The sequence below is a fragment of the Corynebacterium kozikiae genome, from assembly GCF_024580965.1.
GTDB lineage: Bacteria > Actinomycetota > Actinomycetes > Mycobacteriales > Mycobacteriaceae > Corynebacterium > Corynebacterium kozikiae.
This window is the reverse complement of sequence record NZ_JANIKJ010000027.1, coordinates 1-18,489: the sequence shown is the minus strand read 5'-3', so window position 1 is coordinate 18,489 and position 18,489 is coordinate 1. Positions and strand designations below refer to the sequence as shown.

The 18,489-nt window shown below is 61.4% G+C and carries 16 protein-coding genes, 1 tRNA gene and 1 pseudogene; 10 read left to right on the top strand and 8 right to left on the bottom strand.

Features of this window, described 5'->3' with window-relative positions:
* From NQ018_RS10685 to NQ018_RS10665, 5 genes and pseudogenes are all read left to right on the top strand, one after another.
* Positions 1-517 (top strand): annotated as a pseudogene (locus NQ018_RS10685) (IS21 family transposase); the annotation flags it as partial.
* Between the two features lie 27 nt (positions 518-544).
* Positions 545-1,318, top strand: coding sequence for an ATP-binding protein (locus NQ018_RS10680; RefSeq protein ID WP_136141354.1), 774 nt, complete (start codon positions 545-547; stop codon positions 1,316-1,318).
* Positions 1,319-1,561: 243 nt separating this feature from the next.
* Complete coding sequence (locus NQ018_RS10675; protein ID WP_257060905.1) at positions 1,562-2,140, top strand: DUF4956 domain-containing protein; 579 nt, start codon at positions 1,562-1,564, stop codon at positions 2,138-2,140.
* Complete coding sequence (locus NQ018_RS10670) at positions 2,133-2,912, top strand: polyphosphate polymerase domain-containing protein (protein WP_257060904.1); 780 nt, start codon at positions 2,133-2,135, stop codon at positions 2,910-2,912. Before NQ018_RS10675 ends, NQ018_RS10670 begins: the two co-directional genes overlap by 8 nt.
* A gap of 57 nt (positions 2,913-2,969) precedes the next feature.
* Complete coding sequence (locus NQ018_RS10665; RefSeq protein WP_257060902.1) at positions 2,970-4,691, top strand: carbohydrate-binding domain-containing protein; 1,722 nt, start codon at positions 2,970-2,972, stop codon at positions 4,689-4,691.
* 55 nt (positions 4,692-4,746) lie between these two features.
* Here NQ018_RS10665 and gluQRS read toward each other — a convergent pair whose 3' ends face one another.
* Complete coding sequence (gene gluQRS / locus NQ018_RS10660) at positions 4,747-5,661, bottom strand: tRNA glutamyl-Q(34) synthetase GluQRS (protein WP_373566942.1); 915 nt, start codon at positions 5,659-5,661, stop codon at positions 4,747-4,749.
* 55 nt (positions 5,662-5,716) lie between these two features.
* Here gluQRS and NQ018_RS10655 point away from each other — a divergent pair, with 55 nt between their 5' ends.
* On the top strand, positions 5,717-6,400 hold the full coding sequence (locus NQ018_RS10655; RefSeq protein WP_257060900.1) for a queuosine precursor transporter: 684 nt from the start codon (positions 5,717-5,719) through the stop codon (positions 6,398-6,400).
* Positions 6,401-6,665: 265 nt separating this feature from the next.
* On the top strand, positions 6,666-7,817 hold the full coding sequence (locus NQ018_RS10650) for a DUF8462 domain-containing protein (RefSeq protein WP_257060899.1): 1,152 nt from the start codon (positions 6,666-6,668) through the stop codon (positions 7,815-7,817).
* On the opposite strand, the gene tgt is transcribed toward NQ018_RS10650, so the two are convergent.
* From tgt to NQ018_RS10625, 5 genes are all read right to left on the bottom strand, one after another.
* A complete protein-coding gene (gene tgt, locus NQ018_RS10645; RefSeq protein WP_257060898.1) occupies positions 7,814-9,097 on the bottom strand; it encodes a tRNA guanosine(34) transglycosylase Tgt in 1,284 nt (427 codons plus the stop codon). The two genes, NQ018_RS10650 and tgt, sit on opposite strands and share 4 nt — an antisense overlap.
* Complete coding sequence (locus tag NQ018_RS10640) at positions 9,094-11,487, bottom strand: MMPL family transporter (protein WP_257060897.1); 2,394 nt, start codon at positions 11,485-11,487, stop codon at positions 9,094-9,096. The genes tgt and NQ018_RS10640 overlap by 4 nt, the downstream gene beginning before the upstream one ends.
* A 444-nt stretch (positions 11,488-11,931) precedes the next feature.
* Positions 11,932-12,019, bottom strand: a tRNA-Ser gene (locus tag NQ018_RS10635).
* Positions 12,020-12,041: 22 nt separating this feature from the next.
* The gene (locus tag NQ018_RS10630; protein ID WP_257060896.1) at positions 12,042-12,575 is read right to left on the bottom strand and encodes a nucleoside deaminase; all 534 of its coding nucleotides are present in this window, start codon (positions 12,573-12,575) and stop codon (positions 12,042-12,044) included.
* 8 nt (positions 12,576-12,583) lie between these two features.
* A complete protein-coding gene (locus NQ018_RS10625; RefSeq protein ID WP_257038877.1) occupies positions 12,584-13,033 on the bottom strand; it encodes a tRNA adenosine deaminase-associated protein in 450 nt (149 codons plus the stop codon).
* A 39-nt stretch (positions 13,034-13,072) separates the two neighbouring features.
* On the opposite strand from NQ018_RS10625, the gene NQ018_RS10620 reads away from it, so the two are divergent.
* The gene (locus NQ018_RS10620) at positions 13,073-14,113 is read left to right on the top strand and encodes a prephenate dehydrogenase (RefSeq protein ID WP_257060894.1); all 1,041 of its coding nucleotides are present in this window, start codon (positions 13,073-13,075) and stop codon (positions 14,111-14,113) included.
* Here NQ018_RS10620 and pdxR read toward each other — a convergent pair.
* The gene (gene pdxR / locus NQ018_RS10615; protein ID WP_257060893.1) at positions 14,110-15,561 is read right to left on the bottom strand and encodes a MocR-like pyridoxine biosynthesis transcription factor PdxR; all 1,452 of its coding nucleotides are present in this window, start codon (positions 15,559-15,561) and stop codon (positions 14,110-14,112) included. The genes NQ018_RS10620 and pdxR overlap by 4 nt on opposite strands.
* 81 nt (positions 15,562-15,642) lie before the next feature.
* Between pdxR and pdxS the strand changes: the two genes are divergently transcribed.
* A complete protein-coding gene (gene pdxS, locus NQ018_RS10610; RefSeq protein WP_257038881.1) occupies positions 15,643-16,545 on the top strand; it encodes a pyridoxal 5'-phosphate synthase lyase subunit PdxS in 903 nt (300 codons plus the stop codon).
* On the top strand, positions 16,545-17,120 hold the full coding sequence (gene pdxT / locus NQ018_RS10605; protein WP_257060892.1) for a pyridoxal 5'-phosphate synthase glutaminase subunit PdxT: 576 nt from the start codon (positions 16,545-16,547) through the stop codon (positions 17,118-17,120). Before pdxS ends, pdxT begins: the two co-directional genes overlap by 1 nt.
* A gap of 211 nt (positions 17,121-17,331) precedes the next feature.
* Here pdxT and NQ018_RS10600 read toward each other — a convergent pair.
* Positions 17,332-18,489, bottom strand: a 1,158-nt coding sequence (locus tag NQ018_RS10600; protein ID WP_257060891.1) for a Rib/alpha-like domain-containing protein, incomplete at its 5' end; no start/stop codon positions are given.

Sequence of the window (18,489 nt, the reverse complement as noted above, 5' to 3'; positions counted from 1 at the left end):
ACCGAGGTTGGTCAGTATCTATAACGGTGAGCAGCTAGTAGCCGAGCATGACCGGATCCATGGCCTGCGCTATCGCTACAGCACAGATCCTGCCCATTCCCCTGATGGCTCCCATGACACCAAGGCGTTAAGCGTCGATGAGGTCGTCAATTGGGCTGGGTCTTTTGGCCCAGCCACCGTCACGGTCATCCGACAGATCATTGAGCTTAATGCTGCCTCACCCGCGCGAGGACTCATTCAGGCACGTAATGTGCTTGCGGCCTTAGGGCGGAAGCACAAATCCGCCACGTTAGAGCCTGCCTGCCAACTCGTCCTTGACCGGGGACTGCGCCCAAACATCAGCGTGCTCAAGCGACTGCAAACCCACGTGCACACCATTGGTGCAACACCACCCGTGGCACAGCCGGCAACAGCGTCGCACGGTGCTGGTGGCAATCACGCACCGGCAGCGATCAGTGAATCCGCAGCTGATACAGATGGGATGCTCATTCGCCCAGCAACCCACTATGAGAACTAGCCCCTTCGAAGAGAAAGGAAGACTTTCATGACCATCACTATTCCTGAAGACATCAGTGCTGACCTGCGGATGTTACGTATGACCGGGTTTGCGGCGCATTTCTACAACGAAATTAACGCCGACACCGAAGCCCTGGCCACCCCAGAAGAACTCTTCTACAACGCGGTCAAAGCAGCCACCGCAGAACGTAAAGCCAATCGGGTGGCCAAAGCCATCAAAAATGCTGGCTTTCCATACCCCCAAGCCACCATCACGGATCTGATCGATGTCGAAGAGCGCAAACTCAACGTCAACAAGCTTCGCCGACTCACCCGTCAGAACTGGCGCCAAGACTCAGCCAACGTGCAACTTCGTGCCGTGTCCGGAACCGGAAAGACCTACCTTGCCTGCCTGATCGGAGTCGCAGCCTGCCAAAACGGACATAGCGTCACCTATGCCCGCTTCGACAAACTGCTTGCACAACTGGCCCAACATGACGTCACAAGCCTCGAATACCAAACGATGATGTCAGAACTCGTCAATGTAGATTTGCTGATCCTTGATGATTTCATGACCACGCCGATCGATGCACGAGGTCAGTCGGACCTGTCCACGATTGTATTTGATCGCCACGAACGCCTACCGATGATCATCATCAGCCAATCCACCGCCTCATTCTGGCGCAAACGCATGCCTGATGCCGTCAACGGCGACTCCATCGTCAACCGCCTGGCAACTGGTTACACCGTCCAACTCAACGACTATGACGTTCGAAAGAAGGTCTCACAAGATGCCCTAGATGACGAGTTAGCCAACGGCTAAATCACCAAGCACAAGTCATCAATCATGACGCTGGCCCTGACTCCCCGCCACAGGATCAGGGCCAGCACCACCAGTACCAACAACGTAGAACACCCCAGTACCGACTACAACTAAAGTCAGTACCAACTACGCGGCTTCAACACCCCCAAGCAAGCAAAGCCAAACTCATTCCCAGAGACAGACAGCATCCGCTGCATTTGATCCGCGGAAATCCTCCGCATGGTTTTAGAAAGGCCAATCACGATGTCCCCCATCATGATTCTCATCGACCTCCTTGCAATCTCCACCCTCGTGTTCGCCATTTACTTCCCACGTCACCGCCGTGCAGACCTCGTGGTCGCCTTCCTGGGTGTGAACGTGGGTGTGCTTGCGGTGTCGCAGGTGCTTGCCACTTCTTCGGTAGGCGCAGGTTTGGGCCTCGGGTTGTTCGGTGTACTTTCGATCATCCGATTGCGTAGCTCAGAAATCAGCCAGCGCGAGGTAGCGTACTACTTTGCCGCCCTGGCGATCGGCCTCATCTCCGGCCTCACGCAAGCCGCGTCCATACTGGCAATAGCAATGATCGCACTCATCGTGCTTGTCCTTGCCGTGGCGGATACACGAAAGGTCGCCTCCTTTGGAGGCCAGCGCCAGGAGGTGAATCTGGACCACGCGATCACGAACCATACTGAGCTCGTTCAGGAGCTGGAGCGCGTGCTCGGGCAGAAGGTCAAGCATGCCAATGTGCTTCGCCTGGACCTGGTCAATGACATCACCCTCGTCGAGGTTGTTACTGATCGCAAGCAAGCCCTTCCAGCTCACCCGGAGTTGACCAATGCTTAGTACAGCCCACTCCCCCGCCCTCGACTTCTCCGAACTCCAACCCATCAGCCTCGAGGAGCTCATCAGCCAGGCAGCGATGCTCACCAGGGTGGACCGCAAGTACGTCCTACCACGCGGCGAGGTACAGCGAATCATCCAAGGGCTGGACCCAAACACCAAAACCCTTGTGCACAACCAAAAGGTGCCACAGGCGTATCGCTCAACTTACTTTGACACCCCAGGGCTCACTAGTTTCTACATGGCGGCGAGGCCCCGGCGCCGAAAGTTCAAAGTTCGCACCCGCAGCTACGTGGATTCCAAGATCGCATTCCTTGAGGTCAAGGGCACAGGCCCCAGGGGAGTGACGGTCAAAGAGCGCATCCCGTACAACTTTGAGGCAGCAATGTCCGACGAACTCCTCCCGGACGTCATTCCCTGGCTCGGCAGCAAGCTGGAGCTGGCGGGCATGGACGCCAACACCGCCTGGGACTTGCATCCCGTGCTCTGGGGCAGCTACAACCGCAGCACCCTGCTCATGGCGGACGGGGTGGGCCGAGCAACCATTGATACGGACCTGGACTGGGCCAATCACCAGGGCGCCTACCTGGATCGCCCGGACATGGCGATCTTTGAAACGAAGTCCGGTGCCAGTCCCTCGCAGTTGGATCGCCTGTTGTGGGCATATGGCCACCGCCCACAAAAGATTTCCAAGTTCGGCACTGGAATGGCGGCACTGGACCCTAGCCTGCCGCGAAATCGCTGGCACCGCATCATCGAGCAGTCATTCAAATAACTCAAGTAACTCAGACACCCACTAAATCCCACCAAATCACAGAAAGAATTGCACACAATGAAACGCCTCCCAATCCGCACTTCCCTACTCAGCACCGCATTCGCCGCAGCCATCGCACTGTCGGCGTGCACCGCCGCACCAAACACCACTCAAACCTCCGAAACAAGCACACTCTCCGCAAGTACCACGCAGGCGGTGGCCACGAGCGGCGCGTGGGGCGTCGGAAATCCCCCAACTGCTGCTGAAGCGCTTTCGGAAAACGCCGAGGCCAGCGTATATGAGGGCAGCACCTCGGGCGCACAGGAGGTCAGCGGCACGATCACCTCCGGCGGCACCTACCGCATCAGCGGTGATAGCACCGGCGTGGAAATCAATGCAGCAGACCAACAAGTCACTTTGATTGTGGACAATGCAAATATTGCTGGGGACATCACGGTCACTGCGGCGGATGACGTTGCGATCGTCCTTGAGGGCAGCAGCACCATGAAGGGCACCATCCAGGCGGAGTCCGACCTCACGGTCACCGGCAGCGGCTCCCTTGAGGTAGACGCCGCTGAAGACGGCATCAAGAGCGCCGACGACCTGGTAATTCTCGGCGGCACGGTCACGGTCAAAGCCGGCGACGATGGCTTGGAGGGCAACGATTCCCTAACCATCAGCGGCGGCACCATCAACGTAACCAGCGGCGGCGACGCCCTGAAGTCCGACCAAACCGATGATCCTACGCAAGGCTACGTCAACATCTCAGGCGGCGATATCACACTCACGGCCAGCGGCGACGGCATTGACGCCTCCACGGATGCAGTTGTCACCGGCGGCAACATCACAATCACCACGAACGGCGACACCAGCCAAGACGTCTCCTCCAAGGGCATCAAGGCCGGCACCTATCTGCTCACCTCCGGCGGCACCGTGGAAATCACCTCCACCGATGACGCCCTTCATTCCAACGGTGCGTTGCGCCTCAGTGGTGGCACATTCACCCTAGCCAGCGATGATGACGGCATCCACGCGGAGGTCGCCGCCGTGCTCGACGGCGCCAACGTTGACGTCACCAAATCCAACGAAGCGCTGGAAGGCGGCCTCATCACCATCAGCGCAGGCACCATCAACCTCACCTCCACCGACGACGCCATCAATGGCTCCGGCTACACCTCCGCCGAGGCACTCGCATCTGGCACTACCGACGCAGCCAGCACGATAGCAAACACGAACTCCCCTAGCGGCATGGGCGGCATGGGCGGCATGGATCAGTCCTCCGGTGAGCAGGTCACGATCTCTGGCGGCGAGGTGACTATCAATGCCGGTGGCGACGGCCTGGATTCGAACGGCGACCTCACCATCACTGGCGGCACCACTGTGGTGCACGGCCCCGAAAATTCCGGCAATGGCAGCATCGATGTGAACGGAACCTACTCCATTACCGGTGGTGAGCTCATCACCATTGGCTCCGCAGGTATGGCCGTGAACCCCAACACCGATGGGCAAGGATGGCTTTCCGCTGGCGTGCAGGGAAGCGCTGGTGACACAATCACCATCACTGATAGTGCCGGGGCGGTACTGGCGGAAGTTGAGGCAATCAAGAACTTCCAAATGGTGCAGTACTCCTCACCTGAAATCACCACCGGCGAGTCCTACTCTGTGAATGGCACCAACGTCACCGCCGGCCAGGCTGCTGCCGGAACGGGTACAGGAATGGGTGGCCGCGGAATGGGTGGTATGCGCCCAAATGCAGAAATGGGTGTGGTCCCTCCAACCGATACCAGCAGCAACGCCTAATTGCCGCGTTTCCGCCCGCCTGCCCGCCCCGCATCACACGCGAGGCGGGTTTTGTTTATGGGCGCCACACAAATGGCTCGCGCGGCAGGTCCGCAGGTGAAAAATGCTCGAGCATCTCAGGCACCGTGTCCACCTGCGGCATGCCAAGGCTTTCACACATCAGCCGCACCACAGCAGCAACACCAACGCTGGTTTGTTCATGAGGGGAGAGCATTTCGCGCAGGGTCACCGCACCATCGCGCTTGGCTAGCCGTTTGCCCTGTTCGTTGAGCACTAGGGGCACATGGGCGTAGGTGGGCGTGGGTTGGCCCAGGAGGTGGAGGAGGTAAGCCTGGCGTGGGGTGGAGGGGAGGAGGTCGTCGCCGCGGACTATTTGGTCGATGCCCTGGGCGGAATCATCCACCACAACGGCCAGGTTGTAGGCCCAGTCGGGGGTGTGGCCTCCTCGGCGCAGGATCATGTCATCTACCTCGCCGCGGTACTCCCCCACCAATTCATCGTGCACTGTCCATTCGGTTACTTCGGCGCGGAGCCGAAGAGCTGGGACCCTGCCTTGCGCTGCGAGCTCTGCGCGCTTGCGGGCCTTGGCGGCGTCGGAAAGCTCCCTGCATGTGCCGGGGTAGGAGCCGGGGATGGCGTGCGGCGCGCGGGAGGCTTCCTGGATGTCTTTGCGCGAGCAGAAGCATTCATAGTGCGGCAGTTTGGCCAGCGCGGCCTGATACAGTTCGTAGCGTTCGTGCTGGTAGGAGACACCGTCCCAGTCCAGGCCGAGGGTGGCGAGGTCTTCTAGTTGGCGTTCGGCGGAGTCCATGGAGCTGCGCTGCGTGTCTACGTCCTCCACGCGCATGAGGAATGCGCGGCCCGTGCTGCGCGCCCACAGCCACGCCAGGACGGCGGTGCGAAGGTTGCCAAAGTGGAGGTCGCCGCTGGGTGAGGGCGCGTATCTACCTGCTCCAGTCATGTGGGCCAGTGTAACCCGAAGTGCACAGTCTCCTTCAGGCCAACTGGTGTGCCACTATGTACGGGTGACTCAACAACCCCGCTACATCCCCGTCCAACACAGTGTGTACCCCGTGCTGGTTACGCTGTTTGTGAGTATCTTCCTCATCTCCAACATCACCGCCACCAAGGGCGTGACAATTGGGCCGCTGGTCACCGACGGTGCCTTCTTCCTCTTCCCCGCCGCATATGTGCTGGGCGACGTCCTCAGCGAATGCTTTGGCTTCCGCGCAGCCCGGCGCGCAATCTGGACAGGTTTCGGGGTGACACTGCTCGCGGTCGCGGCATTTTATGTAGCTATTTGGCTGCCTGCCGCAGACTTCTACGAAGGGCAGGAGGCCTTTGCCGCAACGTTGGGGCTGGTTCCGCAGATCGTGGTGGCCTCGCTGGCGGGCTATGCGCTGGGCCAGCTCCTCAACGCTTGGGTGCTCACCCGTATGAAACAGCGCAGCGGCGAACGTGGCCTGTGGCGGCGGCTCATCGGCTCCACAATCGTGGGCGAGTTCGGCGACACCCTGGTGTTCTGCCTCATCGCCGCCCCCGTGATCGGCATCGCCACCGCCAGCGACCTGGTGAATTACGTTGTGGTTGGCTTCGTCTGGAAAACCCTCATCGAGGTGCTCGTCATGCCAGTGACCTACCAGGTGATCGGGTGGGTAAAGCGCCGCGAGCCCTACCTTGAAGCGGGGCAGGAAGGGCAAGTGCTGTAAAGCGCGTTCCGACGCTCCCCTCCCGCACGCCCAAAGGCATAGCTCCATGGGGGGTCAGGGGTACTGTTACCGACCTATACATTCCTATACATTGGGCAATGTATAGGTCTGATTTTTTGGCCATTTTCACCATTTTCCCAGGTCGCCATCCGATACTTTCCTATACATTAGGCAATGTATAGGTTCGTATAGGACCTCCACTGAGCGCCGGGAGCGCTTCACCTTAAAACCCCCAAAGCCCGGAGTTGAGCAAGAAAGGTAGGACATGCAGCACAGCCCATATACACCAGGCACTGTGACTAGCGAGCTCTTTGGCCGCGAAAAGTTCTTGGAGTCAGCCAATATGCGTCTGGCTCTGCTAAGTACGTCGCCGCGGCTGGACGGGCGTATCACGGTGTTCGTTGGCCCCCGTGGCGTTGGCAAAACGTCTCTACTGCGCGTGACGGAACGTGAGGCCGCGCACCTGGGCTTCCTCAATTTGTGGGTAACTGCGGGCGAGGGCTCGGTGGTAGACAGCCTGCTCGCGCAGTTGCTGGAAGTAAGCAGCACGTGGAAATCGCGTTCTGCGGATCGCTTGCGCCAGCTACTTGAATCACTCCAATTTTCTTTCGCTGGACTCCGTGTGGCCGCCCCTCAGCGCAGTGAAAGTGAATTTGCGGACCCAGCGTTGAGCCGCAAATTGCAGGAAGTGCTAGTCCAGGCGGCCCAGGTGAGCTTTGACCAGCGCAAAAGCGGCCTTGCCATCTTCATCGACGAGCTCCAACTCGCCGACCCTGAAAGCCTCCGCGCCCTGGCCTACGCGTGGCAGCACATGCAATCAGAGAACCCAGAGATTCCCGCCATCTGCTTCGCCGCAGGCCTGGGCAATACCCAAGACGTAGTCACAGAGGCCGTGAGCTTTGCCGAACGCTTCCAGTACCGGCTCCTCGGGAACTTGAGCAGTGCCGACGCAGCCAAGGCCCTAGAAAACCCAGCGCAGGCATGCGGGGTACGGTGGCACCAAGAAGCGCTGAACTCCGCCCTTGAGGCCTGCGGGGGTTACCCGTATTTTCTCCAACTCTATGGCGATGAATGTTGGAAAGCCGCGAGCTACCCTGATCCCGGCGCGATGATCTTACCAAGCAGCGCTGAGCAAGGTGCCAGCGAATTTGCCCTGGCCTTGGAAAACTTCTTCCGCGCACGCTGGACCAAGGCCACCCCGAAGGAGGCGGAGTTCCTCGTTGCCATGGCCGCCACCGGCCACGATGAGGTGGATCGCAAAGACATTGCTGAGGCCCTCGGGGTTTCCACCCAAGCCATCAGTACCGTACGCAAACAGCTCATAGACAAGGGCATCATCTCAGCGGAACACTGGGGCAAGCTCAGTTTCACTGCCCCAGGTTTTGGCGCTTATGTGCGCGAATTTCACCAGAGCTAGCTGCCTCGCTTGGAGGCCTTCGAGGCATAGTAGCGCCCCATGAACTCGCGCTTGTAGTCCTCGTAGTAGCCGCCGTTGATGCTTTCCCGGATGTTGTCCACAAGGGTGATCATGAACTGCAGGTTGTGCATGGTGCACAGCGTGCCGGCCAGGAACTCCTTAGCTTTGAGCAGGTGGTGGATGTAGGCGCGGGAGTAGTTTTCAGAAACGTAGCCGCCAAATTCCTCGTCCACACCGCGGAAGTCGCGCTTGAAGCGAGCGGCGGTGAGGTTCATGCGGCCATCCAGGGTGTACACGCCGCCGCGGCGGCCAAGGCGGGTTGGGGCAACGCAGTCAAAAGTGTCTGCCCCGGCCTCCACGGCAACAAAAAGGTCATCTGGTTCGGAAATGCCCAGCAGGTGGCGGGGCTTGTCCTTGGGCAGCTCATCGCACACCCAACCCACGATGGTTCCCAGGTTCTCTTTTTCCAGGGCGCCGCCAATGCCGAACCCCCCGAAGCCGCGCCTGCCTGCGTCGGTAGCTTCCTTATCCAGCTCCAGCAGTCCACGCACGGCCTGCCTGCGGAGGTCCTCGTACTGCGCGCCCTGCACCACTCCCCAGAGGGATTGGAGGGGTTTGCCGGTGCGTTCGCGAGTGAGGCGGTCATGTTCGATGAGGCAGCGCCGCGCCCAACGGTGGGTGCGTTCTACGGAACTTTCCTGGTAGGAGCGGGTGTCTACGAGGGTGGTGAGTTCGTCGAAGGCGAACATGATGTCTGCGCCAAGTTGGTGTTGGATCTGCATGCTTACCTCGGGGGTGAAGCGGTGCTTCGAGCCATCAATGACGCTGCGGAAATCCACGCCGTCCTCATCCACCACTGCCATGCGCTTGGAACGCTGCGCCACGATGTCACTTCGATCCAAGCCCTTGGTGTCCATTGCCAGCACCTTTTTGAAGCCCACGCCGAGGCTCATCACCTGGAAGCCACCGGAATCGGTGTAGGTTGGGCCGTCCCAGTGCTCAAATGCAGCAACGCCGCCGGCCTCGTCCACAATGTCTGGACCCGGCTGCAAGTACAGGTGGTACGCGTTGGAGAGGATGGCCTGCGCGCCAGTCTGGCGCACCTGCTCCGGGGTGAGCGTTTTCACCGTAGCCTTGGTGGCAACAGGAATGAACGCCGGGGTGTGGATGTCTCCATGAGGGGTGTGGATGATCCCGGTGCGGCCGTGGCGCCCGGACCCCGGCTGCCCGTCTGCGTGAAGCTCAGTTCCGAGCGTAAAGGAAGTATCTGGGTTGGTCATGCGCGGCTGTGCTCCTTTTGTAGCTTGTGGCCTTCAACGTCAAGGTGCGGCAAGATCTTATCCAGCCACTTTGGCATGTGCCACGTGCGATGCCCCATGAGGAACATCGCGGCTGGCACAAAGGCCATGCGGATCACAAAGGCGTCAAAGAGCACGCCCGCACCCAGTGCAAAGCCGAAGATCTTGATGAACGGGATTGGCTGGCCAATGAACGCAACGAACACCGCAATCATGATGAGTGCAGCGGCAGTGACCACGCGCGCCGACTTGGCAAAGCCCTCCACCACAGACTCCTCAGTGGCGTTCAGCAGCGTACCTGGGCGCATGGTGTCCCCGTCATTGCTGGCGAAATGCTCACGCATGGCGGACACCAAGAACACCTGATAATCCATTGCCAAACCAAAACACACGCCAATGAGGAAGATCGGCATGAACGCGATGATCGGCCCAGGCGTTGGCACCAGCCCCCACAGGCCCTCCTGCCAGAACGCCACGGTCACGCCAAAGGCGGCACCCACGGACAGCAGGAAGCCCGCACCCGCCACGATTGGTACCCAGAAGCTGCGGAACACGATCATGAGCAGCAACACCGCCAAGCCCACCACGATGCCCAGATATTGCGGCATCACTTCCGCGAGGCGGTTGGTGATGTCTTGCTGCACCGGCACCAAACCCGTGATGCCAGTCTCCGCGCCGGTGGCCTCCTGGATTTGCGGCTCTTGCAGGCGCAATGCGGAGATGAGTTCATTGGTTGCCGGGTCCTCCGGCGCGCTTTCCGGGGTGAGCAGAAGCTGCGCCGCCAGCCCATCCTCACTTTGGCCCACGATCTGCACATGCTTCACGCCCTGCACCGTGGAGAACTTTTGCACGACATAAGAAAACGTGCTCTGCGCTGCGGCAACCTGCGGATCAAACTCCTGCCCCGCTGCCTCAGCACCCTCCCGCTGGGCGCGCACCAACGGCTCCAACGCGGGGGCGTCGGCACGCGCTTCATGCCCATCCACAATCACCAGGAACGGTGAGTTGATGCCGGGGCCGAAGCCTTCCGCCAAAAGCTCTGCCGACGCTCGCTGGGTGGTCCCGCGGTCAGCCTGAGTATCGGAGGGCAAGGAGAGCTGGAGCTGGGCGATTGGCAAAGAAAGCGCTCCCAGGCCAATCACGCAGGCAGTGAGGACCGCACCCGGATGCTTCTGCACAAAGTTCACCCAAGCCCGGCCCATGGTGTTGGTGGGGCTTGTTGGATCAGTTGAAGGGGTGCGGCCCTTCCGAATCCGCAGTGCAAACGTGCGCTCCCCCAGCACGCCGAGCAGAGCCGGGACCAGGGTGAGAGACACCATCACGGCCAGCGCCACCGTGACGGCGGCGGCGATACCCATGTAGGTGAGGAACGGGATCTGCGCCAAACCGAGCGCCACCAACGCAATGATCACCGTGAGGCCAGCGAACACCACCGCGGAGCCAGCCGTACCAGTGGCAATGCCGGCGGCTTCCTCAAGGGGTTTGTCGTGGCGCTCGCGGCGGAAGCGGAAGAGGATGAACAGGGCGTAGTCGATGCCCACGGCCAAACCCAACATCACCGCCAACACCGGGGTGACGTTGTTCAGGGAAACCCACGCCGTCATAAGCGTGACCAGCAGCGACCCCAGGCCCACGCCCACAATCGCGGTGATCAGCGGCAAGCCGGCGGCAACAAAGGAACCGAACGTGACCACCAGGATCACGGCTGCCACGCCAATGCCGATGATTTCCGAGGTGGACTCAATCACAATCGGGTCACCAAAACCCGCCCCACCGGCCTCCACCTGCAGGCCCTCGGCGCGGCCCACATCCATGGCAGCGGTGATGGCATCGCGCTGTTCCTGAGTGACGTCCGCGGGAAGCGCAACGTCCAGGTCAAATGCGGTGTAGGCGATCCGGCCATCTGCACTCACCAGGCTGAGGTTCGCGGCATCCGCCAACGCCAACTCCTCCGGCAGGCCAGACGCAGTGCTCTGCTCCACCACCATCTGCTCAAGCTGTGGGCTCAGCGTAAGCGGATTACCAAAGCGCTGACCAGGCACAAGGCCGTCTACGTTCGCCTCGAGGCTATCCACCACGTCCTGCACGGCCTGCTCATTCTGTGGGTCGTCCAAGCGCTGCCCCTCCGGGGCGGCAAACACCACCGTCACGCCGGCGGCAGTCATGGGGTTATCCGCATCCGGGAAGTTTTCCGCATACAGCTCAAACGCGCGGGCGCCGGGGGTGTCGTTGATCTCAAAGACGTCGTTGTACCCCTGCTGGAACGCAAGTGCCGAGCCGCCCACAGCAGCCAGCAACACCGCCCACGCAGTAATCACCAACCACTTCGCGCGAAACGACCACCTTCCAAGGCGGTAAAGAAAATCAGCCACTACTCCCTAGGCTCCCTTATTCACACTTATTCACAATCAATTCGCGCGCCGGTGTGCGCCGGCTGTGTGTTGTGTTACCGGGCGAGTCCCAAGTGGCGCGCGTTGCTCCAAGTAGCCAGCCTACTACGGCTAGGGAAAATGGCATTTTGCTGGGGCGGGGGGTTGCTGGGCGGGTAGGGGTTGCGGGGCCGGGTGGCTTGCGGGGGTTGGCGCGTTGGTCGATAGGGCGCGTAGGTCGATACCTTAAAGTCGATACCACCCAAATTTCCCCGAAAATCGCCGCCCTATCGACCAACGCCACGGGCTATCGACTTTAAGCCATCGACCTTTAGCCCAGAACGGCGAAAGAATCATATTCCGCCAGCCGAACCCCGAGGCGCACGCCGTATGAGGAAACCCCAGGGCACCGTTTTGTTCACGGTGCCCTGGGGCTTCAAAAACACGCGGTGGCGGCGGGATTTGAACCCGCGGTTGGGGGTTACCCAACACTCGCTTTCGAGGCGAGCACCTTCGGCCGCTCGGACACGCCACCGCCGATCAGCCTAACGGAGTGCCTACAACAGCGGCAAATCACCAGCCACGCCACGAACACCACCAACACCGCCACCAGCACCGCCACGCACTTCGGCGAAGAAGTCCCTGAGGAGTTGGGCGCATTCGTGTTCCAGCACGCCGCCTCGAACTTCCATCTGGTGGAGGGCCATGGGGTCGCGGATGACGTCGAACACGGATCCCACGGCACCCGTTTTGGGTTCAAAGGCGCCGAATACCAGTGCGCCTACGCGGGCGCCAACAAGGGCGCCCGCGCACATCGTGCATGGCTCCAACGTGACTACCAGCGTGCAGTCCTCAAGGCGCCAACCTGCGCCCAACGCCCGCACGGCCTGCCGGATCGCGAGGACCTCGGCGTGGGCGGTGGGGTCGTGGTCGGTTTCCCTGCGGTTGGTGGCCCGCGCCAGTACGTTGCCTTCGGGGCCGTAGATGAGGGCGGCGCAGGGGACGTCTGCAGGGGGTGTGGTGCGCGCGTGCGCGATGGCCTCCCGCATCCAGGTTTCAGCTTGGGCTTGGCCAGCCGGGGTGGGCAGCACAGGACGCACTAGAGGTCAGCGAGTTCGTCTTCAAAGCCCAGCTCTTCCGCAATGCGTAGTAGCTGTTCGGATGCCCACCAGTCGATTTCGTCGGTGATCACTTGCATCACTTGTTCACTCACGCCAAGGTCGGCGAGGATGTCAAAGTCACCTTCGGCGTATGGCTCTTCATCGGCGTCTGGGATGTCTACGTCCAGCTCGTCGAGGATATCGGCGGCAAAGTCGTCTTCGGCCGCGGCGGTGGCGTCGGAAAGCAAGAATTGGACGCGGGTGGGTGTGGGCCGCACGATCACAAAATAGTCGTTGTCTACGCAGAGCAGGGCGAATGCTGCACCTTCGGAGCGTAAGTTCCGCACCGCGTTCACGGAGGTGCGCACGTTCGTGAAGTCGTCTTCAAAGGGGCGCACCTGCCATGCGCCTTCAACCCGTGCCACTGTTACTGCGAAATCTTGCTTCATACCGCTCAACACTACTGCGCTTGTGCCATGCTTGTCAGGGTGAGTATCCATCAAATTTCCCGCCCCGTATGCATCCTGGGCCTCGGCCTGATTGGCGGCTCCCTCTTGCGCGCCCTCCACGCGGAAGCGGTGCCTGCGTTTGGCTACAACCGCTCCCCTTCTGGCGTGCGCGCCGCAGAGAAGGAAGGCTTTGATGTCTCCGCGGACCTCACCGAGACGCTGCAGCGCGCCGAACGCGAGGGCGCCTTGATTGTGCTGGCCACCCCCATGCCCGCCATCGACTCCCTCCTCACCGCCATCGCCGAGCACGCGCCGAGCTGCGGCATCACGGACGTGGTGAGCGTCAAAGCACAGGTCTACGAGCTCATCTGCGCGCACGGCATGCAGGAACGCTACGTGGGCGGGCACCCCATGGCCGGCACCGCCGACTCCGGCTGGACCGCCTCACAAATCGACCTCTTCAAAGGCGCAGCGTGGGTGGTCACGTTTGACTACGCAGCGAGCATGTACGACGCCGCCAGCACCCCAGCAACGCAGGCTCCCAGCGCGGAAATCAGCGCTGAGTGGGTGCAGCTTTGGATTGACGTGGCGAACATGGCGAACCTCGTGGGCGCTGAAGTGATCCCAAGCCGGGTGACGCACCACGACGCCGCCGTGGCCCGCATCTCCCACCTGCCGCACCTGCTGGCAGAGGCGCTGGCAATTGTTGGCGACAACGGCGGTGCCCTGGCTCTCTCCCTGGCTGCGGGCAGTTTCCGCGATGGCACCCGCGTGGCCGGCACCGCCCCTTCCCTGGTGCGCGCCATGTGCGAAACCAACCGCGACGCCCTGGTAGACGCCCTCGACGAAGCGCTCTCACTGCTCACCGACGCCCGCGCACACTTAGTGGAAACCCCGCCCAACCTGCAAGAACTGGCTGACGCAGGTTACCGTTCCCGCGTTCGCTACGAGGCCCGCGCGGTAGGCGGCGCCGTTTCCAGCAGGCCCGTGTTCCGCGTCCACCCTGACCCCACCAATCCCGGCTGGATCAGCCAGCTCATCCAGGCAGAAAACCTTGGGGCCCGCGTGGACGTGTTCTAGCGGCTCCCCACCAGCGCCCCGCGGATTACCTCTAGGGCGTCTGCCAGTACGGCGTCGCTGCAGCTTCCAAAACCAAACACCACGCCGTTGAGCTGTCCCTCACGGCCGTCACGGCTGTCACGGCCGTCACGGCTGTCACGGCCCTCGTGCACCGCACGGCCCACGGCAACGCCTTCTCCCGAGCCACCCCAGTACCCCTCCAGCGGCATCACCCCGTACCCGCCCTGCGCGCAGGCCTCCACTACCTCTGCGCTGGGCCGCTCGCACAGCACTACGGCGTGCAGGCCGCCGCTAATGGGCATGAGCTCCACGCCGTCACCGCTGAGGTCCCCGAGTGCGGCCTGCACCATGTCCCGGCGGCGCCGGTACACACGCCTCCTGGACTGCGTGTGCCTGCGCAGCGCCCCGCTTTCCAGGTAGGCCGCCAGCGCGAGCTGTGGAATCGCACCCACCGGGGAGCCCAGCTCGCGGCGTGTTTGCGTCACCCGGTCCACCAGCGCCGCCGGCAGCACCACATAGCCCACCGCCAGCGCGGGGGTGAGCAGCGCAGAGAAGGTCCCCAGCAGGATAGTGCGGGTAGGGTCCAAGGCGTGGAGTGCTGGCAGGGGTTGGCCGGTGTAACGCAGTTCGGAGTCGTGGTCATCCTCGATCAGCCAGGCATCGTTGCTGCGCGCCCATTGGACCAGCTCGTGGCGCCGCTGCGCACCGAGCGCCCCTCCGTATGGATACTGGTGGCTTGGGGTGACCAGCAGCGCCTCAGCCTGCGGAACTTGCGCGGGCAGGATGCCGTGGGTGTCCATGGGGGCGTCCACTAGCTTGCAGCCGTGGTGCCCAAACACGCGGCGCAGCCCTGGGAATCCCGGTTGCTCCACTGCCACCGTTTCCACATCGAGGGCACGCAGCACCATGCCCAGGCCTTCACGCGCGCCTGCGCTGATCAAAATGTGGCTGGGGTCTGCAGCAACGCCGCGCATGTGCCGTAGGTGCTCAGCAATCTGGACTCGCAGTTCCCAACTTCCCAGGGGTTCCAGTTCCTGCAAGGGGGCTGCCACTGCTTGGCGCCATGCGGCGCGCCAGGACGACGTTGCCAGCGCCTCAGCATCCGGGGCTCCAGGGCGTAGCACGGTTACAGAGGGGGTGGAGGGCTTAGCCTGTGGTTTCGGCGCAGGTAAGGGGTGCACCTGCGCGAGCGCGGGGTTGATCCGAGTGCCCGCGCCTTGTGCACCCTCCACGTAGCCTTCTGCGGCGAGCTGTTCATACGCCGCTACTACCGTCCCGCGGGACACCCCCAGGGTGCGAGCTAGGCTGCGGGTGGAGGGTAGGTGATCGCCTGGGCGGAGGTTTGCGCAAGCGATGTGCCCGCGCAGCCATTCCGCGATCTGCACCGGCAATGGGCCCGAGGAAAACGTGGGAAGGTCTGGGAGCTGAACCACTGTTTCTGAACGCACCCTAATTAGTATAGTGGCCCAATACAACACGCCTCATTTGGATATTGCGATAGACCACTTTGGGGCCGCAGAATATCCCCCATGACTGAAACCAACACTGAAACCAACATTGCAACAACCAAAGTGAAACGCGGCCTGGCGGACATGCTCAAGGGGGGCGTGATCATGGATGTGGTCACGCCGGAGCAGGCACGGATTGCGGAGGACGCGGGGGCGTCGGCAGTCATGGCGCTGGAGCGCGTGCCCGCAGACATCCGTGCCCAGGGCGGCGTTGCCCGGATGTCTGACCCAGACCTCATTGAGGGGATCGTGAACGCTGTGGACATCCCGGTGATGGCGAAGGCCCGCATTGGGCACTTTGTGGAGGCACAGATCCTGGAGGCGCTGGGGGTGGATTTCATTGATGAGTCCGAGGTGCTCTCCCCCGCCGATTACACGCACCACATCAACAAGTGGGATTTCAAGGTGCCGTTCGTGTGCGGCGCCACCAACCTGGGCGAGGCACTGCGGCGCATCACTGAGGGTGCGGCGATGATTCGTTCCAAGGGTGAGGCCGGCACTGGCGACGTCTCCGAGGCGGTGCGGCACCTGCGCACCATCCGCGGCGAGATCAATCACCTGCGCACCTTGGACAAGGACGAACTCTATGTGGCAGCCAAGGAGCTGCAGGCTCCGTATGACCTGGTTGCGGAGGTGGCGGCAACCGGCAAGCTGCCCGTGGTGACGTTCGTTGCCGGCGGTGTGGCCACGCCCGCCGACGCCGCCCTGGTCCGCCAAATGGGCGCCGAAGGCGTGTTCGTGGGCTCCGGCATTTTCAAGTCCGGCAACCCCGCCGCCCGCGCGAAGGCCATCGTGGAGGCAACCACCTTGTTCGACGACCCCACCGCCCTGGCCCGTCTCTCCCGCAACCTCGGCGAGGCCATGGTGGGCATCAATGTTGCCGACGTCCCCGCACCCCACCGCCTGGCCGAACGAGGCTGGTAATGCGCATTGGCATCCTGGCCCTCCAGGGCGGCGTGGAAGAACACCAGGCGATGCTGGAACGCCTTGATGCGGATGTGGTGCGGGTGCGCCGCCCTGATGAGCTCGAAGGGCTAGACGGCCTGGTGATCCCCGGCGGCGAATCCTCCGTAATTGACCGCCTGGCCAGAACATTTGGCCTTGCCAACCCCCTCATGGACGCCATCGCCGCCGGCTTGCCCGTAATGGGCACCTGCGCCGGGCTGATTTACCTAGCCAAGGAGGTTCACGGCCTGGCACCCGGGCAGCAAACGCTGGGCGCGCTGGACATCACTGTGGCGCGCAACAGCTTTGGCAACCAGCAGGATTCCTTTGAAACCACCCTAGATGTGGGGCCGGTCCGGGACTTCCCCGCCGTGTTTATCCGAGCCCCGAAGGTGCTCGCGGTGGGCGCCGGCGCTGCGGAGGTTGCTGCGCTTCCCGACGCCACCATCGTTGGCCTACGCTCCGGAAACCTACTGGGGTTGAGTTTTCACCCAGAGTCCACCCCTGATATGCGCGTGCACCAGTGGTGGTTGGAGGAGTTTGTAGGGGGTTAGGGCATAGAAAAACACCGAGCAACGTTGTGGCTTGTCCCCAAATCACAACATCACTCGGTGTTACTGTCCCGCCCAGCCGGAGCGGGCAGGACTCACGACCCTAATCGAAGCTACCCACAACGAAGGGCCGTGGCTTTTGCCACCCGCCCAATTCAACTCAACAGCGGTTGGTTGGATTGGGCGGGTGAAGTCACTTTCCCTTTGTGGGGGTTTAGCTTTCCTTGCGGCGGCGGGTCACCAGCAGCAACGCACCAGCAGCAGAAGCAAGCAGCGCAGCGGCAAGAGCAGCTACCACACCGGACACACCAGTGTTCGCCAACGCACCACGCACACCCTTAGCAGGCTGAGCAGACTGCGCGGACTGACCAGGCTGCACACCCTTAGAAGGCTGCTGACCCTGGTTGTTCTGGTTGCTCTGAGCACCCTGAGTGCCCTGGTTGCTCTGGTTTGCACCAGCAGAACCATTGGAAGAACCATTGCTAGAACCATTCGAGGAACCATTAGCCAGACCACCGAGGATCGCACCACCGATAATCCACGGCAACAAACCACCACCATTGCTGGAACCACCATTGTTGGAACCACCATCACCAGGGGTAGAAGGCGTGTTGTTCGCAGAATCAGACACAGTCACCGTAAACGTCTCAGTGTCCACAGAACCATCAGGATAGGTCACCTCAACAGTCACCGTGGTCTTATCACCAGCAACAGCACCTGCAGGAGGCGTCACCGTGATAGAACCATCAGGATTGACCGTAGTGGTCCAACCCTTATCAGACTCCGCAGTCACCTCAGAACCAGCTGGCAACGCATCACCATCATTTGGAACAGTCACAGACTCACCAGGCTTGACCTCAACATTGTTCCAATCCGGAGTGGTGTTCGTTGCATCATCACCAGCACCAGATGGATCCTCAACCGTCACGGTGAAGGTCTCTTCATCAACCGAACCATCAGGGTAGGTCACCTCAACAGTCACCGTAGCCTTATCACCAGGGGTCGCATCCGCAGGAGGCGTCACCGTCACAGTGCCATCCGGCAAGGTGGATACATCCCAACCTGGCTGATCCACAGTCGCATCAACCGTAGAACCATCAGGAATGGTCTCACCAGTATTCGGAACAGTCACAGGAGTATCCGCAGGAGTAGAAGAGTTATCCCACTCAGGAGTGATATCCGTAGCCATCGTCGAAGGATCGATGATGTCAGCAACACCATCATTGTCCTTATCGGTGATACCTACATGGTCAGGATCCTCATCAGGAGTGGTGGACTCATCACGATTCTTGATGCCATCACCATCGGTATCCTCATCACCATCATTGGTGCCATCACCATCAGTGTCAGGATTACGAGGATCAAGATCAGC

Excerpts from the sequence above, each read along its gene's own strand:
- NQ018_RS10680 (WP_136141354.1), top strand. The coding sequence starts at position 545 with ATGACCATCACTATTCCTGAAGACATCAGTGCTGACCTGCGGATGTTA.
- NQ018_RS10675 (WP_257060905.1), top strand. The coding sequence starts at position 1,562 with ATGTCCCCCATCATGATTCTCATCGACCTCCTTGCAATCTCCACCCTC.
- NQ018_RS10670 (WP_257060904.1), top strand. The coding sequence starts at position 2,133 with ATGCTTAGTACAGCCCACTCCCCCGCCCTCGACTTCTCCGAACTCCAA.
- NQ018_RS10665 (WP_257060902.1), top strand. The coding sequence starts at position 2,970 with ATGAAACGCCTCCCAATCCGCACTTCCCTACTCAGCACCGCATTCGCC.
- NQ018_RS10650 (WP_257060899.1), top strand. The coding sequence starts at position 6,666 with ATGCAGCACAGCCCATATACACCAGGCACTGTGACTAGCGAGCTCTTT.
- tgt (WP_257060898.1), bottom strand. The coding sequence starts at position 9,097 with ATGACCAACCCAGATACTTCCTTTACGCTCGGAACTGAGCTTCACGCA.
- NQ018_RS10625 (WP_257038877.1), bottom strand. The coding sequence starts at position 13,033 with ATGAAGCAAGATTTCGCAGTAACAGTGGCACGGGTTGAAGGCGCATGG.
- pdxS (WP_257038881.1), top strand. The coding sequence starts at position 15,643 with ATGACTGAAACCAACACTGAAACCAACATTGCAACAACCAAAGTGAAA.
- pdxT (WP_257060892.1), top strand. The coding sequence starts at position 16,545 with ATGCGCATTGGCATCCTGGCCCTCCAGGGCGGCGTGGAAGAACACCAG.